This window comes from Sphingopyxis sp. BE235, from assembly GCF_031457175.1.
In the GTDB taxonomy this organism is placed as follows: Bacteria; Pseudomonadota; Alphaproteobacteria; order Sphingomonadales; family Sphingomonadaceae; genus Sphingopyxis.
Window position 1 is genome coordinate 168860 of sequence record NZ_JAVDWC010000002.1, and the last position, 15486, is coordinate 184345.

Consider the following 15486-nt stretch of genomic DNA (forward strand, 5'->3'; position numbering starts at 1 on the left):
TTTAGATAACGTTCACATAACGGGAATGCCGCCAAAAAAGAGCGGCTATTTGGGAGGAATGGGATGCGGGCGTCTCAAAAGCAGTGGCTGGGCAAATTTCTGGTCGGCACGTCGGCGCTGTCCTTGATGGGCATGGCGCAAGCGGCCGCCGCGCAGGAGGCGCCGGCCGAGGGCGAAGTGAACGGCGACGAGATCGTCGTGACGGGTATCCGCGCCAGCCTTGCCGCATCGGCCGACATCAAGCGCGAGGCGCAGGGCGTCGTCGACGCGATCTCGGCCGAAGACATCGGAAAATTCCCCGATACCAACCTCGCCGAATCGCTGCAGCGCATCACTGGCGTGTCTATCGACCGTAACAATGGCGAAGGTTCGCTGGTGACGGTCCGCGGCTTCGGGCCGGAATTCAACCTGGTGACGGTCAACGGTCGCCAGGTGCCGACTGCGACCATCGGCGACGGCGGCAGCGCACCATCGTCGCGCTCGTTCGACTTCGCTAACCTCGCGTCGGAAGGCATAGCGGGCGTCGAGGTCTACAAGAGCGGCCGTGCGACGATCGAATCGGGCGGCATCGGTTCGACCATCAACATTCGCACCCCGCGCCCCCTCGACAATCCGGGGCTGCGCGGCAGCCTCGCCGTCAAGGGCGTGTATGATACCTCGCGTAACGAGGGCAACCCGATCACCCCCGAAATCTCGGGGATCGTCAGCACGACCTTTGCCGATGACACAATCGGCATCATGATCGCGGGCTCTTACCAGAAGCGCAAATCGAGCACGAACTCGGCCAATGTGGGCTATCGCGACGGTTATCTTGGCAGCGAGAATAATTGGGGTTCGCTGGCGCAGCCGGGTACGGGGGGCGCTGCGAACATCACCAACCGGCCCGATCCGACCGACGTCTATCAGGTGCCGCAGAACGCATCCTATGATCTCAACGACATCGACCGCGAACGCATCAACGGCCAGGCGGTGCTGCAATTTCGCCCGACCGACAATCTGACCGCGACGGTCGATTATATCTATTCGCGCAACACCGTCGAAACGCGGAACAGCAATGTCGGCGTGTGGTTCAACCATGGCGACACGTCGAGCGCGTGGACCGATGGTCCGGTCGCGGGTCCGCTCTTCTACACCGAGCGCTTTGGACCGCCCGACCCGGGTTGCTCGGCGCCGTCGCCGGCCCCGCCGAACAACTGCCAGGTCGGCAAGGATCTGTCCTACAGCGGCGCGCTTCAGGAAAACCGGGCGGAGAATAATTCGCTGGGCTTCAATCTCGAATGGAAGGGCCCGGACGGCGTAACGGTCGAACTCGACGCGCATCATTCGACCGCCGAAGTGAAGCCGGTCAACAATTTCGGATCGAGCATGTCGCTGGGCAATGCCGTTTTCGGTGTCGCCAACCAGACGATCAATTTCGAGAATGATCTGCCGGTCATCTCCTATGGGATGCATCCGGGGATCGATCCGCTGAATGCCGCGCTGATCACGCCGACCGGCAATGCGTTTCGCAACGCCTATTTCCGGAACCGGATCGACCAGATCCAGCTCCGCGGCAAATACGACCATGACGGCGGTTTCCTCGACAGCATCGATTTCGGCGTTTCCTATGTCGACAGCAAAGTTCGCTCGGCATTCGGCACGATCCAGAACGACGATACGTGGGGCGGGGCGGGCCCGGCTTCGGATATTCCCGACGACATCTTCTCGCTCGTGACGCTTCCCGACAAATTCCCGGGTCTCGCCCGCGACGGCATGATACAGAGCTTCTACACCTTCGATTTCGAGCGCATGGCCGGTCTGATCGAGCAGAATTACCAGTCGTGCAGCAACCCGGCGACGGGCACGGCGCAGCCGGGAACCTGCCTTGCGGAATTCAATACCGACCGGCGCATCTCCGAAAAAACATTGGCGCCCTATCTGCAGGTCGCGACCGTGTTCGACCTTTTCCAGAACCCGGCGCATTTCGTCGCGGGTATCCGTTACGAAACGACCGATATCGCATCGTCGGCGCTGGTGCCGGTGCCCGTGACCACCACCTGGGTGGGCGAGAATGAATTCAATGTCATTTTTTCGCCCGATGAGCAGTTCACGCGTTTCAAAGGGTCGTACAATAATTGGCTGCCCGCGTTTGACCTCGACGTCTCGCCGATGGAAAATGTGAAGCTGCGTGCGTCGTACAGCCACACGATCACGCGCGCCGACTATGCCAGTATGCAGGGCGGGCGCTCGCTCGATACGCTGTTCCGCGTGGGCGGCGGCACGGGGGCGCTGGGTAACCCCGGTTTGATCCCGTACAAGTCGAAGAATATCGATCTGTCGGCCGAATGGTATTACGCACCGACAAGCTATGTCTCGGCTGGATATTTCCATAAGGATGTCAGCAATTTCATATCCTCGACGCGCATCGACTATAGCGCGCCCGGGATTACGACCCCGGTGAACGGCCCGCGGTGGCAGGCGGCGCTCGCGGCGCTCCCGCCGAACCCGACGGTCGGGGATATCCGCCAGTATATCCTCAACAATTTCCCCGGTACGGTGAGCGGTAATACCATCCTTGCCGCGCCGGGCGATCCGGAGGTCAATTTCGAGATCACGACGCCGGTCAACAGCGATCAGACGGCGACAATCGAGGGGTGGGAGTTCGCGCTCCAGCACAGTTTCTGGGACACGGGCTTTGGCGTGATCCTGAACTATACGATCGTCAACGGTGACGCGACCTATGACAATACGAAGCCTGCGGCGGTGGCGGTTCCCCAGTTCGCGCTGACGGGGCTCAGCGACAGCGCCAACGCGGTCGCCTATTATGACAAGAACGGCCTCCAGGCGCGTGTCGCGTGGAACTGGCGCGACGAGTTCCTTCAAGGTTCGGGTCCGAACCCGACCTATATCGAGGAATATTGGCAGATCGACGCCAGCGCGAGCTATGAGTTCATCCCCGGCCTCACCGCCTTTGTCGAGGCGATCAATCTGACCGGCGAGGGACGGCGGGGCCACACGCGGCACAAGAACAACGTCACCTTCGTGCAGCCGGGCTTCGCCCGCTACGCGGCGGGGGTCAGGTTCAGCTTCTAAGGCGGGTGGGCCACTTTCGCCGGGTCGCAGGCAAGAGGGTCGCACCTTTCGGGGTGCGGCTCTTTTGCGTGACGGCGGCGGTGGGTTGGCTTAGGATCGACGGTAATGAATAGCGCGGTCGAGAGGGTTGTCATCGTGGGCGGCGGCACCGCCGGATGGCTCGCGGCTTGCCTTCTCGCCAGCGCGCCTCGCGCCGCAAAGCTCGACGTCACGCTGATCGAGGCGCCCGATATCCCGACGATCGGCGTCGGCGAGGGAACCTGGCCGACGATGCGTGCGACACTGGCATCGATCGGGATCGGCGAGGCCGAATTTCTCGCCGCGTGCGACGGATCGTTCAAACAGGGGTCGCGGTTCGACGGCTGGGTGACCGGCGCCGAGGGCGATCGTTACCTGCACCCGTTCACGCCGCCTCCCGCCGCACCGACTGCCGAACTGCTCGCGGCCTGGCAGGCGGGGGCGCCTGAGCTGCCGTTCGCGGCGGCGATGACCGCGCAGGCGCATGTTTGCGATCTCGATCTCGCGCCGCGCCAACGCGCGATGCCCGACTATCAGGGCGCGGCGAATTACGCCTATCACCTCGACGCCGGCAAGTTCGCGGACCTGCTTGCGATGCATGCGGTGCAGCGGCTCGGTGTCCGTCACATATCGGACCATGTCGTCGATGTGGCGCGCGACGGTGCGGGCGGCATCGCATCGGTGGCGACACGCCAGAACGGCGATATTGCGGGCGACCTGTTCATCGATTGCAGCGGCCATGCATCGCTGTTGATTGGCAATCATCTGGGCGTCGGGTGGATCGATCGCGGCGATATCCTGTTTAACGACCGCGCGCTCGCGGCGCAGGTTCCGGTCGCCCCCGGCAGCCCGATCGCGTCGCAGACGGTGTCGACCGCGCATGCCGCCGGCTGGATCTGGGACATCGGCCTGCCGGGACGCCGCGGCATCGGCTGCGTCTATGCCAGCCGCTTCATGGATGACGATGCGGCCGAGGCGACCCTGCGCACCTATATCGCGCGCGTCCTGCCTGATGCACCCGACGTTCCGGCACGGCGCCTGACCTTTCCGACCGGGCACCGGGCGCGTTTCTGGGAAGGCAATTGCGTCGCCGTCGGCCTGTCGGCGGGCTTTATAGAACCGCTCGAGGCATCGGCGATCGTGATGATCGAATTGTCGTTGAAGGCGCTCATCGACAATTTTCCGGCCCGCCGCGCGGCCATGCCGATCCACGCCGACCGCTTCAACGACCTGTTCCGCTATCGCTGGGATCGCATCGTCGAGTTCCTCAAGCTCCACTATGCGCTCAGCCGGCGCGAAGAGCCCTATTGGCTGGCCCAGCGCGACGCAGCGCACATGCCGCCGCGCCTGACGGAGATGCTGGCGCTGTGGCGCGACCAGCCGCCGTCGGCATGGGATTTCCCGCGCGTCGACGAGATTTTCTCGGCCGAAAGCCACCAATATATCCTCTATGGCATGGGCCAACCGGTGCCCGCCGATCTGCCATCGAGCGAGCGCGCGGCCGCCTTGCTCGCCGAGAACCGGCAGCGCGCCCGCGCGCTCGCCGCGGCGCTGCCCGCCAATCGCGACTATCTCGACGCCCTCGCGCCCGGTACCCAAGCCGCGGCGCGATAGGAAAGGAATTTGATGACCCGCCACGCCGTCCTCGACAACAAGACCCACCGCGACCTCCGCATCCGGACCGACGCGGGGGCGGAGCTGGGCGACGACATCATGGCGACGCTGACGGTGCCGAGCGAATTCCGACGCGTGCAGGCGCATTTCCCGATCCTCTTCCGCCGCGAAACGGGGCGCGACGACTTTACCGCGCTGGCGATGTTCGGTTTCGAAAATGGCGAGAATCTGTTCCTCGACGGCGACCGCTGGGATGCACGCTATCGCCCGCTATCGGCCGCGATCCAGCCGTTCCTGATCGGACGTCCGGCGGGTGGCGACGGTCCGGGGCAAATCCACATCGACATGGACCACCCGCGCATCGCCGCGGCGGGCGAGGGCATCCGGCTGTTCGATGCCGACGGCATGGCGACGCCCTATCTCGACGGGATCGCGGGGCGGCTCGGCGACCTCGACGAAGGCTATCGCGAGAGCGGCGCCTTCTACGACGCGCTGCTCGCCTACGACCTGCTCGAACCCTTCAGCCTCGAAGTCACACTCGACGACGGATCGATCCATTCGCTCGTCGGCTTCCACATCATCGACGAAGCGAAGCTGCGGGCGCTGGGCGGCGAGGCGCTCGGCGCGCTCCACGCGGCGGGGCATTTGATGCCGATGTTCATGGCGCTCGCCTCGCTGTCGCAGCTGTCGGTGCTCGTCGCGCGCAAGAACCGCAGGCTGGCCGGTGGCTGAGCGCGACCGCGCCATATACGACCGCCTCGCGCCGGTGCGCGAGCGCGAATGGAATAAGGGGGCGGGGCCGGGCGCGTTGCTGGAAGGCGCGCGCGAGCCCTTTGTCCTTCGTGGGCTGGTGAGCGACTGGCCGCTGGTTGCGGCGGGCAAACGGTCGGCGCGCGACGCGCGGCGCTATCTGCTGGGTCATGCGCGCGACCGTCCGTTCAAGGTCTCGATCGGCGCGCCCGGGCATGACGGGCGGCTGTTCTACAATGCCGAGATGGAGATGAATTTCCGGATCGGGACGGGCAAGCTCGCCGACATCTTCGGCGGCATCGATACGGCCGAGGAACAGGGCGAAAACCGCACCGTCTATCTCGCCTCGATCGACATCCCGTCGCATTTCGACGGGCTCGACGAAGCGAATTCGGTCGATCTCGGCGACCGCGATCCGCTGAAGAGCATCTGGATCGGCACGCGCACCAAGATCGCGGCACATAACGACTTTCCCGACAATCTCGCCTGCTGCGCCGTCGGCCGTCGCCGCTTCACGCTGTTCCCGCCGCACCAGTTCCGCAACCTCTATCTGGGGCCGATCGACAACACGCCGGCGGGCCGTGCGGTCAGCATGGTCGACTTCGACGCGCCCGACCTGACGGCCTTCCCGCGCTTCGTCGATGCGATGGCCGAGGCGCGGACGATCGAACTCGAACCCGGCGATGCGATCTTCATCCCGTCGATGTGGTGGCACCATGTCGAGGGGCTCGCGGACTTCAATGTCCTAGTCAATTACTGGTGGCGCAGCACGCCCGCCTGGCTGGGGCAGCCGCAGGTCGCGCTCAACCACGCGATCCTCGCGATCCGCGACCTGCCGCCCGAGGACAAGGCGATCTGGCGCGAGCTGTTCGACCATTATGTGTTCGAGAATAACGAGCAGGTCACCGACCATATTCCCGAAAAGGCGCGCAGCATCCTGGCGCGGCTCACCCCCGAAAGCGCCGGGCGCCTCCGCGCTTTCCTGTTGAGGACACTCAGCCGATGAATGAAGATAAACGCATCCAGCGCATCGTGATTGCGGGCGGCGGCACCGCGGGCTGGATGGCGGCGGCGGCCATCGCGCGCACATTGGGACAGGCGGTCGACCTGACCCTGGTCGAATCCGAGGCGATCGGGACGATCGGCGTCGGCGAATCCACCATTCCGCCGCTGGTCAATTTCAACCGCATCCTGCGCATCAACGAAGCCGATTTCATGCGCGCGACGCAGGCGACCTTCAAGCTCGGCATATTGTTCGACGACTGGAAGGATCTGGGGACGCAATATTTCCACAGCTTCGGCCTGACCGGCAAGGATCACTGGTCGGCGGGCTTCCAGCATTTCTGGCTCTATGGCCGCACCAAGGGGCACGAGCAGCCCTATGACGATTATTGCATGGAGCTGAAGGCGGCGATCGCGGGCAAGTTCGCGCATCTGCCCGAAGACCGCATGAACTACGCCTATCAGCTCGATTCCGGGCTCTACGCGCGCTTCCTGCGCGAGATGGCCGAGGCCGACGGGGCGAAGCGCATCGAGGGCAAGATCGCGCGTGTCGAACTCGACGGGACAAGCGGCGATATCGCGGCGCTCGTCCTCGACGGCGACCGGCGGATCGAGGGCGATCTGTTCATCGACTGCACGGGGTTCCGGGCGCTGCTGATGGAAGGCGCGCTCCATGCCGGGTTCGACGACTGGAGCAACTGGCTGCCGTGCGACAGCGCGATCGCGCTGCAAACGCCGAACGTCCATCCGCCCGTCCCCTATACGCGCGTGATGGCGCACGACGCCGGCTGGCAATGGCGCATCCCGCTCCAGCACCGCACCGGCAACGGCATCGTCTATTGCAGCCGCTATCTGGGCAAGGATGCGGCGCTCGACCGGATGCTCGGCAACATCGAGGGCGACGTGTTGACCGAGCCCAATTTCCTGCGCTTCACTGCGGGCACACGGCGCAAGCAATGGTATCGCAACTGCGTCGCCGTCGGCCTGTCGGCGGGCTTCATGGAGCCGCTGGAATCGACCGCCATCCACCTGATCCAGCGCTCGGTGCTGCGCTTCATCCGCATGCTGCCGGCGGGGCGCGTCAGCGAACGCGACGTCGCCGAGTTCAATGAACAGCAGATGCAGGACATGCTGCAAATCCGCGATTTCCTCGTCCTCCATTACAAGGTGACCAACCGCCGCGACAGCCCGTTCTGGCGCCATTGCGCGGCGATGCCGATCCCCGACACGCTGGCGCAGAAGATTGAGCTGTTCCGCGAAACCGGCCGCGTGTTCCGCAAGAATGAGGAATTGTTCGCCGAGAACAGCTGGGTGCAGGTGATGATGGGGCAGGGGATCGAGCCGCAAAGCCATCACCCGATCGCCGAAAAGCTGCGCGACGACGAACTCGACCGGCTGCTCGAGGCGATCCGCAGCGAGGTGCGCCAGACGGTCGCCGGCCTGCCCGCGCATCAGGACTATGTCGCCCGCTATTGCGGCGCCGCAGTCCCGCAGGCGGCTTGAAGGGCGGAAATTATGGAAGCAGAACGGGTTAGTGGCTGGCATTGTGGCGACGATGCGGTTAGCGATTGCGACACGATAGGGGGCCGGGAAAGATAATGGGGCGTCGGCGGCAGTCGGTTACGATCAAGCATGTTGCGGCCGACGCGGGGGTGTCGCTGCAAACGGTGAGCCGCGTCATCAACGACGAGCCCAATGTACGGCCCGAGATGAAGGAACGCGTGCAGGCGTCGATCGACAAGCTCGGCTATGTTCCCTCGATCGCGGCGCAGCGGATGAGCGGGTCGCGATCCTATCTGATCCTCGCGATCAACGACCGCGAACGCACGATTGCCGACTGGCAGGGGCGGCAAGGGGTCGACTGGGTCGACCAGATGCTGCTCGGCGGGATGCTGAAATGCGCCGAATATGGCTACCGGATGATCTTCGAGCTGGTCGACACGCATAATGATCATGTCGAACGCGAACTGCGCGCGGCGATCGCGGCGCTGCAGCCCGACGGCGTCATCCTGACCCCGCCGCATTCGGATAATCCGCTGATCGTCGGGCTGCTCGACCAGCAGAAGATCCCGTTCGCGCGCATCGGTTCGCGCGGCGGCGACGCGGGCATCGCGCTGACGATGGACGACGAAGGGTCGGCGCGGCGCGCGACGCGGCACCTGATCGATCTCGGTCACAAACGCATCGGGTTCATTCCGGGCTCGCCCGAATATAGTCTCAGCCGCTGGCGCATCGACGGCTGGGAAGGCGAAATGGCGGCGGCCGGCCTCGCCACAGATGGGCTGCTCGCCGAGGGCGATTTCACCTATGCGTCGGGCGCCGCCGCGGCGCGGCATTTGCTGGCCAGCGCCAATCCGCCGACGGCGATCATCGCGAGCAGCGACCAGATGGCGCTCGCGACGCTGGAGGTTGCGCGCGACCTCGGCATCGATGTGCCGGGACAATTGTCGATCGTCAGCTTCGACAACACGCCGGTCGTCCGCTTCACCCAGCCGGCGTTGACCGCGGTCGACCAGCCGGTCGCCGAAACCGCGTCGCGCGCGGTCGAGCTGATCATCGCGGCGCAGCGCGGGGCGCCGCGTCCGACCGAACCGACGCGCGTGCAGGGCGGCCTCGTCCAGCGCGGATCGACCGCAGCGCCGCCTGTCGCCGTCCATGGCTGAAGCCGGGACCCCGCGCCGCCAGTCTCTCCCTTTCCTCCTGCTTTATGCGCTCGCGTCGGCGGGCGGGGCGATCGCTTATGTTCCCTTCCTGACGATCTGGCTGCCCGGGCGCATGACCCAGCTGGCGGGGGCTGCGGACGTGCAGACGCTGGGATATGTTACCTTTTTCGGTGCCGTCGCGGCGAGCGCCGGCGGCATCGGTTTCGGCTGGCTCAGCGATTTGACGCGCAATCGGCGCGGCTGGATATTGACGGGGCTGGTCCTGACGATCGCCTTGCTGCTGGTCGTTCCGCTCGCGCATAATATCTGGTCGCTCGTTGCGATCATCGTCGCGTGGCAGCTCACGCTCAACATGATGCTCGGGCCGCTCGCGGCATGGGCGGGCGACCTCGTTCCCGATGAACAAAAGGGGCTGCTCGGCGGGCTGCTCGCCTTTTCGCCGGCGCTCGGCGGCTGGTCGGGGTGGCTCGTCACCTGGCCGGGGCTGGTGTCGGCGGAGCAGCGGCTTGTGGTCATTGCGCTGCTGGTGGCAAGCGCCGTCCTGCCGGTGCTGCTGCTCGGCCGCCCGCGTGCGTTCCCCGACCTCACCGCGCCGCCCCCGGCTCGCGCAGTTGGCGAGCGGCGGCGGCGACCGACCGGACCGGCGGTGCGGATGTGGCTGGCGCGCCTGCTCGTCCAGATCGCCGAGGCGGCGCTGTTCGCCTATCTCTATTTCTGGTTCCGCTCGATCGATCCCGGAATGCACGACAATGAAAAGGCGCGATTGTTCGGCATGGCGCTGACGATCGCTATACCGATCGCGCTGGCGAGCGGCCGCTGGGCCGACCGCAACGACCGGCCCTTCGTGCCGCTCGTCGTCGCCGCGGCGGTGTCGAGCCTCGGAATGGTCGGTATGGCACTGGCGACGGGGCTCGACGCGGCGAAGGCGAGCTACCTCGTCTTCGGCATCGCGTCGACCGTGTTCCTGTCGCTCCATAGCAGCCAGACGCTGCGCATCCTGCCGCGGTCGGACCGGCGCGGGCGCGACCTTGGCATCTTCAATCTGACCAATACCGTGCCGTCGCTGATCATGCCGTGGCTGACGATCTCGCTCGTCCCGGGTTTCGGTTTCGACGCGCTTTTCCTGTTGCTCGCGGCGCTCTCCGCGATCGCGGTGCTGCTGCTCGCGACGATGCCACGGCTGCGCTGATATAACGCAAAAACAGAGCGCTTGCTTTCATCCACTCCCTATGCGAAGTGAAACTTGATAACGTTCACATAAGAGGAATGGGAGAGATGATGCGCCGACAGGCAATGGGCATGGTGACCGCGCTGCTGCTGGCAGGAACGGCAACCGCGACCGCGCAGACAACTGGAACCGAAGCGGCCAAGGTCCATCCCGAACTGTGGCCCGCGGCAAAAAGCCCCGCGGCCATCACCGATCCCAAGACCGAGGCGCGGATCGACGCGCTGATGAAGAAGATGACGATCGAGCAGAAGGTCGGCCAGCTGATTCAGGGCGACATCAGCACGATCACGCCGAAGGATCTCGAAACCTATCCGCTCGGCTCGATCCTCGCCGGGGGGAACAGCGGTCCGAACGGCAACGAACGTTCGACTGCCGCCGACTGGGCGAAGCTGGTCGGTGAGTTCCGCGCGGTGTCGTTGCGCCCGCAGGCGAACGGCGTCGCGATCCCGATCATCTTTGGCGTCGACGCCGTCCACGGCCACAACAATATTCCCGGCGCGACGCTGTTCCCGCACAATATCGGCCTCGGCGCCGCGCGCGATCCCGAACTGATCCAGCGCATCGGCGCGGTCACCGCGGCCGAAATCGCGGGCAGCGGGATCGAATGGACTTTTGCGCCGACACTCGCGGTGCCGCAGGATTTGCGCTGGGGGCGGAGCTACGAAGGCTATGCCTCCGACCCGAAGCTGATCGCCGAATATGCCAAGGCGATGGTGCTGGGGCTGCAGGGGCCGCTGGTCGCGGGCAAGACGGTCGACGGCACACATGTCGCGGCGACCGCCAAGCATTTCCTAGCCGACGGCGGGACGTTCGAGGGCAAGGACCAGGGCGACGCCAAGGCCGACGAGAAGGAACTGATCGCCAAGCATGCGATGGGCTATCCCGCCGCGATCGACGCCGGCGCGCTCACCGTGATGGCGAGCTTCTCGAGCTGGCAGGGCGTCAAGCATCACGGCAACAAGGGGCTGCTGACCGACGCGCTCAAGGAGAAGATGGGCTTTGCGGGCTTCGTCGTCGGCGACTGGAACGGGCACGGGCAGGTTGCGGGATGCAGCGTCACCGATTGCGCGCAGTCGATCAACGCCGGGCTCGACATGTTCATGGCGCCCGACAGCTGGAAGGGGCTGTACGAGACCACGCTGAAACATGCGAAGGACGGCACGATATCGGCGGCGCGGCTCGACGATGCGGTGCGGCGTATCCTGCGCGTCAAATACAAGCTCGGCCTGTTTCCCGAAGGCCATGTCGACCGCAGCGTGGTGAAAGCCGTTGGCACGCCCGAACATCTGGCTGTCGCGCGCGAAGCGGTCGCCAAGTCGTTGGTTCTGCTCAAGAACAACGGCGGCATCCTGCCGATCAAGCCCGGCGCGCGCGTGCTTGTCACCGGCCCCGCGGCCGACAGCATGGCGATCCAGTCGGGCGGCTGGACGATCAGCTGGCAGGGGACCGATGTCACCCACGCCGACTTCCCCAATGGCCAGACGATCTGGGAAGCGCTGAACAAATCGGTGCGCGATGCGGGCGGCGTCGCGACCCTGTCCGACGGCGGCGTCTATAAAGAAAAACCCGACGTCGCGATCGTCGTGTTCGGCGAGGCGCCCTATGCCGAATTCCAGGGCGACGTCGCGACGCTCGACTATCAGCCGTCGGAGGCGACCGATCTCGCGACGCTCAAGAAACTGAAGGCTGCGGGCATTCCCGTGGTCGCGCTGTTCCTGTCGGGGCGGCCGATGTTCACCAATCCCGAAATCAACGCCGCCGACGCGTTCGTCGCGGGCTGGTTGCCGGGGTCGCAGGGTGCGGGCGTCGCCGACGTGCTCGTCGCCGGCAAGGATGGAAAGACGGTGCGCGGCTTTACCGGCACGCTGCCCTTCGCCTGGCCCGCCGACGCGCGATCGCCGGTCGAAAAGCCGCAGTTCGCGGTCGGTTATGGCCTGAAATATGGCGCGAGCACGACGGTTCCGCAGCTGTCCGAGGAATTGGGCGTCAACATCGCGGCGGCGCTGAACGTCGAAAATTACTTCTCGGGTGGCCGCGCGCGCGCGCCGTGGGTGCTGACCGTGACCGACGCGGGCGGATCGCGCCCGGTGGAATCGCCGCCGGTATCGAGCCCCGGCGGGCTGATCGCCGCGCGCTCGGTCGATGTTCGCGCGCAGGAGGATGGCAAAAGCTTCGTCTGGACCGGCCCCGCGGCGCTGCACCTCAGCGGCCCCTATGCCGATCTGTCGCGCCAGCTGGGCAACAGCTTCGCGCTGCGTATCGACTGGCGGATCGATGCGACCGGCAGCGCGCCGGTCAGCCTCGCGCTCGGCGGCAAGGCATTCGACATCTCGGCGGCGGTGAAGGCGGCGCCAAAGGGGCAGGTCTCGACGATCAAGGTGCCGCTCCGCTGCTTCGCCGATGCGGGCGCCAATCTGCGGCAGGTTGACTATGCCGTCTCGATCCAAAGCGACAAGGGCTTCGCCGCGACGCTGTTGAATACGAATGTCGAGGCGGTCGGGGAGAATCTGCCTTGCCCACCGGCGGTAAAGTGACAAGACCGTCATCAGGGTTAGCCTGAGACAAGGCAAGGGGAGAGAGATAATGGCATTGGCGCCGAACGTCGCGACGAACGCGACCGAACAGCCGGGCAAGGGCGGTCACAGCACGCGAGTGGTTCTGATCCTCGCCTTTGCGGTGTTTTTCCTGCTGGGCGGGGTGACGAACATCAACGACCTGCTGGTCGGCAAGTTCAAGCCGATGTTCCACCTGACGCATGCGCAGGCGAACCTCGTGCAGATGGCGTTTTTCATCGCCTATGGCGCCTTTTCGATTCCCGCCGGCATCATCATGTCGAAGCTCGGCTATATCCGCACCTTCGTGCTCGGGTTCGTCATCGTGGCGGCGGCCGCCTTCCTCTTCATCCCGGCTTCGGCAGCGGCCTCCTACCCCGGCTTCCTCGCGGCGCTCTTTTGCATCGGCGCGGGGATCACGGTTCTGCAGGTCGCGATGAACCCGGTGATCACGACGCTGGGCCCCGTCGAGACCTCGCACAGCCGGCTGACCTTCGCACAGGCGTTCAATTCGATCGGCGTGTTCCTGATGGTCTATGGCGGCGCGACCTTCCTGCTCGGCGATGAACAGCCGATCGACGCCGAGACCGCGAGCGAGGCGCAGATTCAGGCCTATCGCGTCGCCGAGGGCGCGTCGATCGGCACCGCCTATATGTGGCTCGGGGTGGTGATGCTGGTGATCGCGGCGGTGTTCTGGATGTATCGGTCGGCGATCGACCACGCCAAAGCCGACGATGTGAAGCTCGAGGGCACGTGGGGCCTCTTGACCCATAACCGCCGGGTCCAGTTCGGCGCGCTGTGCATCTTCGTCTATGTCGGCGCCGAAGTGGCGATCGGCTCGAACCTGATGGCCTATCTCGCCGAACCGAGCGTGATGGGGCTGGGGCTCCAGGCGGCGGGCAAGCTGGTCGCGATGTACTGGCTGGGCGCGCTGGTCGGCCGGTTGCTCGGCGGCTTCATCCTGCGACTGGCGAAGCCGGGACGCGTGCTCGCGACCTTTGCGGCGGGTGCGATTTCGCTGATCGTCCTGTCGGCGGTGACGACCGGGGCACTGTCGGGTTGGGCGCTGATTCTGGTCGGCTTCTGCAATTCGCTGATGTTCCCGACGATCTTCAGCCTCGCGACCGAGGGGCTTGGCGAACGGACGCCGCAGGGGTCGGGCATCATGTGCACCGCGATCATCGGCGGGGCGATCGTCCCGTTCCTGTTCGGAACGGTGGCCGATCTCAGCGGTGACATCCGGCTCGCGCTGGCGGTGCCGCTGATCTGTTATGCGATCATTGCCAGTTTCGGGCTGTGGGCGGCGCGTCCGGCGACCGCGTAACGGTCGAGACAAATAAACTGCGGGCGATCGCGCGCTGGTGCGCGATCGCCCGCGGCCTCCCGCCCCCCGCGGGAATCCCAGAAATTCAGGCCGGGTCGGCGATTTCGATTCGGTTCCGCCCGCCGGCCTTGGCCTTGTAGAGCGCGGCGTCGGCGGCCTTGAGCGCGGCGCGCGTGTCGCCATAGCCAAAGACGTCGGCGACCCCGCCCGAGAAGGTAATCTGGCCGAACGGCTCGTCAGTCTTGCGGTTGATCAGACGCCGATCGGCCAGAGCCTCGCGCGCATCGTCGAGTTTTTCGGCCGCCTGTGTCGGGGTCAGGCCGCGGAACAGCATGACGAACTCTTCGCCGCCGTGGCGCGCGACATGACAATGGTCGTTCGAAATCCGCGCCAGCGTGTCGGCGATCGCCTTGATGACGCGGTCGCCCGCCTCGTGGCCGTGGATATCATTGACCTTCTTGAATTCGTCGATGTCGCAAAAGGCGATACTCAGCGGTTCGACCGCGGCGCGCGCTTCCTTATAGTGCCGGTCGAGCAAGGCCTCGAACGCGCGGCGGTTGGGCAGACCGGTCAGATAGTCGAGCTCGGCGTCGCGTTTGGCGCGATCGAGGCTGCGGCGCAGCGCCTTCGCCTCGTCCTCGCTCTTGCGCATGTCGTCCTCGGCCTTACGCGTGCGTTCGAGCATGACCTTGGCAAGGTCGGCGAGGCTCGAGACGATGCGCCCCGTCTTCTGCAGCTGTTCGAGATCGACGACATGCTGCTCGAGTTCGGTGCCATAGTCAGTGGTGGCGGTTCGCGCTTCTTTCGTATTCGCCTGGAACGCCTCGATATTGGTTTCGAGCCGGGTCATCAGCCGGTCGAGTTCGACGCGATCGGGCTGGCCCGCTTCCTGTTCGTCGAGTTCGTTCAGCCATTTCTGGCTGATCCCCTCGGGAGTCTGCGCCTGCGCGATCACCTGCCGCGCGAGCCGGGGATTGCGGCCCGAAAAGGCGCTGTGCGCGAGCAGCAGATTGGCGGGTGACACGTCGAGGTCATTATCGACGAGGAAAGAGGTGATCGATGCGGCGAGTTCGTATCGCGCCTGGCGTGCAAGGTCGTACGGCCCCGCCCCATTCGGCGGCGCATGGCCCCCTTCGGGGGGAGCGCCGCGCGATTGGCGAAGCCCCAGCCAACCCAGGAACCGTCCTACCGGCTCGTTCGATTGTGTCGCTTTGGTGGTCATGCGACATTTAACGTGTCGCGCAGGGCAGGTTTAAGCCGGAT

Annotated in this window: 10 protein-coding genes; 9 read left to right on the forward strand and 1 reads right to left on the reverse strand. The window is 65.3% G+C overall.

Features of this window, described 5'->3' with window-relative positions; all coding sequences use genetic code 11:
- Nucleotides 1-63: 63 nt before the first annotated feature.
- The 9 genes from J2X38_RS08005 to J2X38_RS08045 all read left to right on the forward strand — a co-directional run bounded on the left by J2X38_RS08005 (nt 64) and on the right by J2X38_RS08045 (nt 14223).
- Entirely contained in the window at nt 64-3072 is a 3009-nt protein-coding gene (locus J2X38_RS08005; RefSeq protein WP_310252989.1) for a TonB-dependent receptor, read from the forward strand.
- 105 nt (nt 3073-3177) lie between these two features.
- Entirely contained in the window at nt 3178-4704 is a 1527-nt protein-coding gene (locus J2X38_RS08010) for a tryptophan 7-halogenase (protein ID WP_310252991.1), read from the forward strand.
- Between the two features lie 12 nt (nt 4705-4716).
- Entirely contained in the window at nt 4717-5436 is a 720-nt protein-coding gene (locus tag J2X38_RS08015) for a SapC family protein (RefSeq protein WP_310252993.1), read from the forward strand.
- Nucleotides 5429-6460, forward strand: a complete 1032-nt coding sequence (locus tag J2X38_RS08020; RefSeq protein WP_310252995.1) for a cupin-like domain-containing protein — start codon at nt 5429-5431, stop codon at nt 6458-6460. Before J2X38_RS08015 ends, J2X38_RS08020 begins: the two co-directional genes overlap by 8 nt.
- Nucleotides 6457-7959 (forward strand): tryptophan 7-halogenase, encoded by a 1503-nt coding sequence (locus tag J2X38_RS08025; RefSeq protein ID WP_310252997.1) that lies wholly within the window; start codon nt 6457-6459, stop codon nt 7957-7959. Before J2X38_RS08020 ends, J2X38_RS08025 begins: the two co-directional genes overlap by 4 nt.
- A gap of 95 nt (nt 7960-8054) precedes the next feature.
- Nucleotides 8055-9119: a LacI family DNA-binding transcriptional regulator gene (locus tag J2X38_RS08030; protein ID WP_310252999.1), complete on the forward strand. Its 1065-nt coding sequence runs from the start codon at nt 8055-8057 to the stop codon at nt 9117-9119.
- Nucleotides 9112-10308: an MFS transporter gene (locus J2X38_RS08035; protein WP_310253001.1), complete on the forward strand. Its 1197-nt coding sequence runs from the start codon at nt 9112-9114 to the stop codon at nt 10306-10308. Before J2X38_RS08030 ends, J2X38_RS08035 begins: the two co-directional genes overlap by 8 nt.
- An 86-nt stretch (nt 10309-10394) precedes the next feature.
- Complete coding sequence (locus J2X38_RS08040; protein WP_310253003.1) at nt 10395-12881, forward strand: glycoside hydrolase family 3 N-terminal domain-containing protein; 2487 nt, start codon at nt 10395-10397, stop codon at nt 12879-12881.
- Between the two features lie 49 nt (nt 12882-12930).
- Nucleotides 12931-14223: a sugar MFS transporter gene (locus J2X38_RS08045; RefSeq protein ID WP_310253006.1), complete on the forward strand. Its 1293-nt coding sequence runs from the start codon at nt 12931-12933 to the stop codon at nt 14221-14223.
- 85 nt (nt 14224-14308) lie between these two features.
- Here the strand turns inward: J2X38_RS08045 and J2X38_RS08050 are convergent, their stop codons facing one another.
- Entirely contained in the window at nt 14309-15445 is a 1137-nt protein-coding gene (locus tag J2X38_RS08050) for a diguanylate cyclase (RefSeq protein ID WP_082639433.1), read from the reverse strand.
- Between the last annotated feature and the right edge of the window lie 41 nt (nt 15446-15486).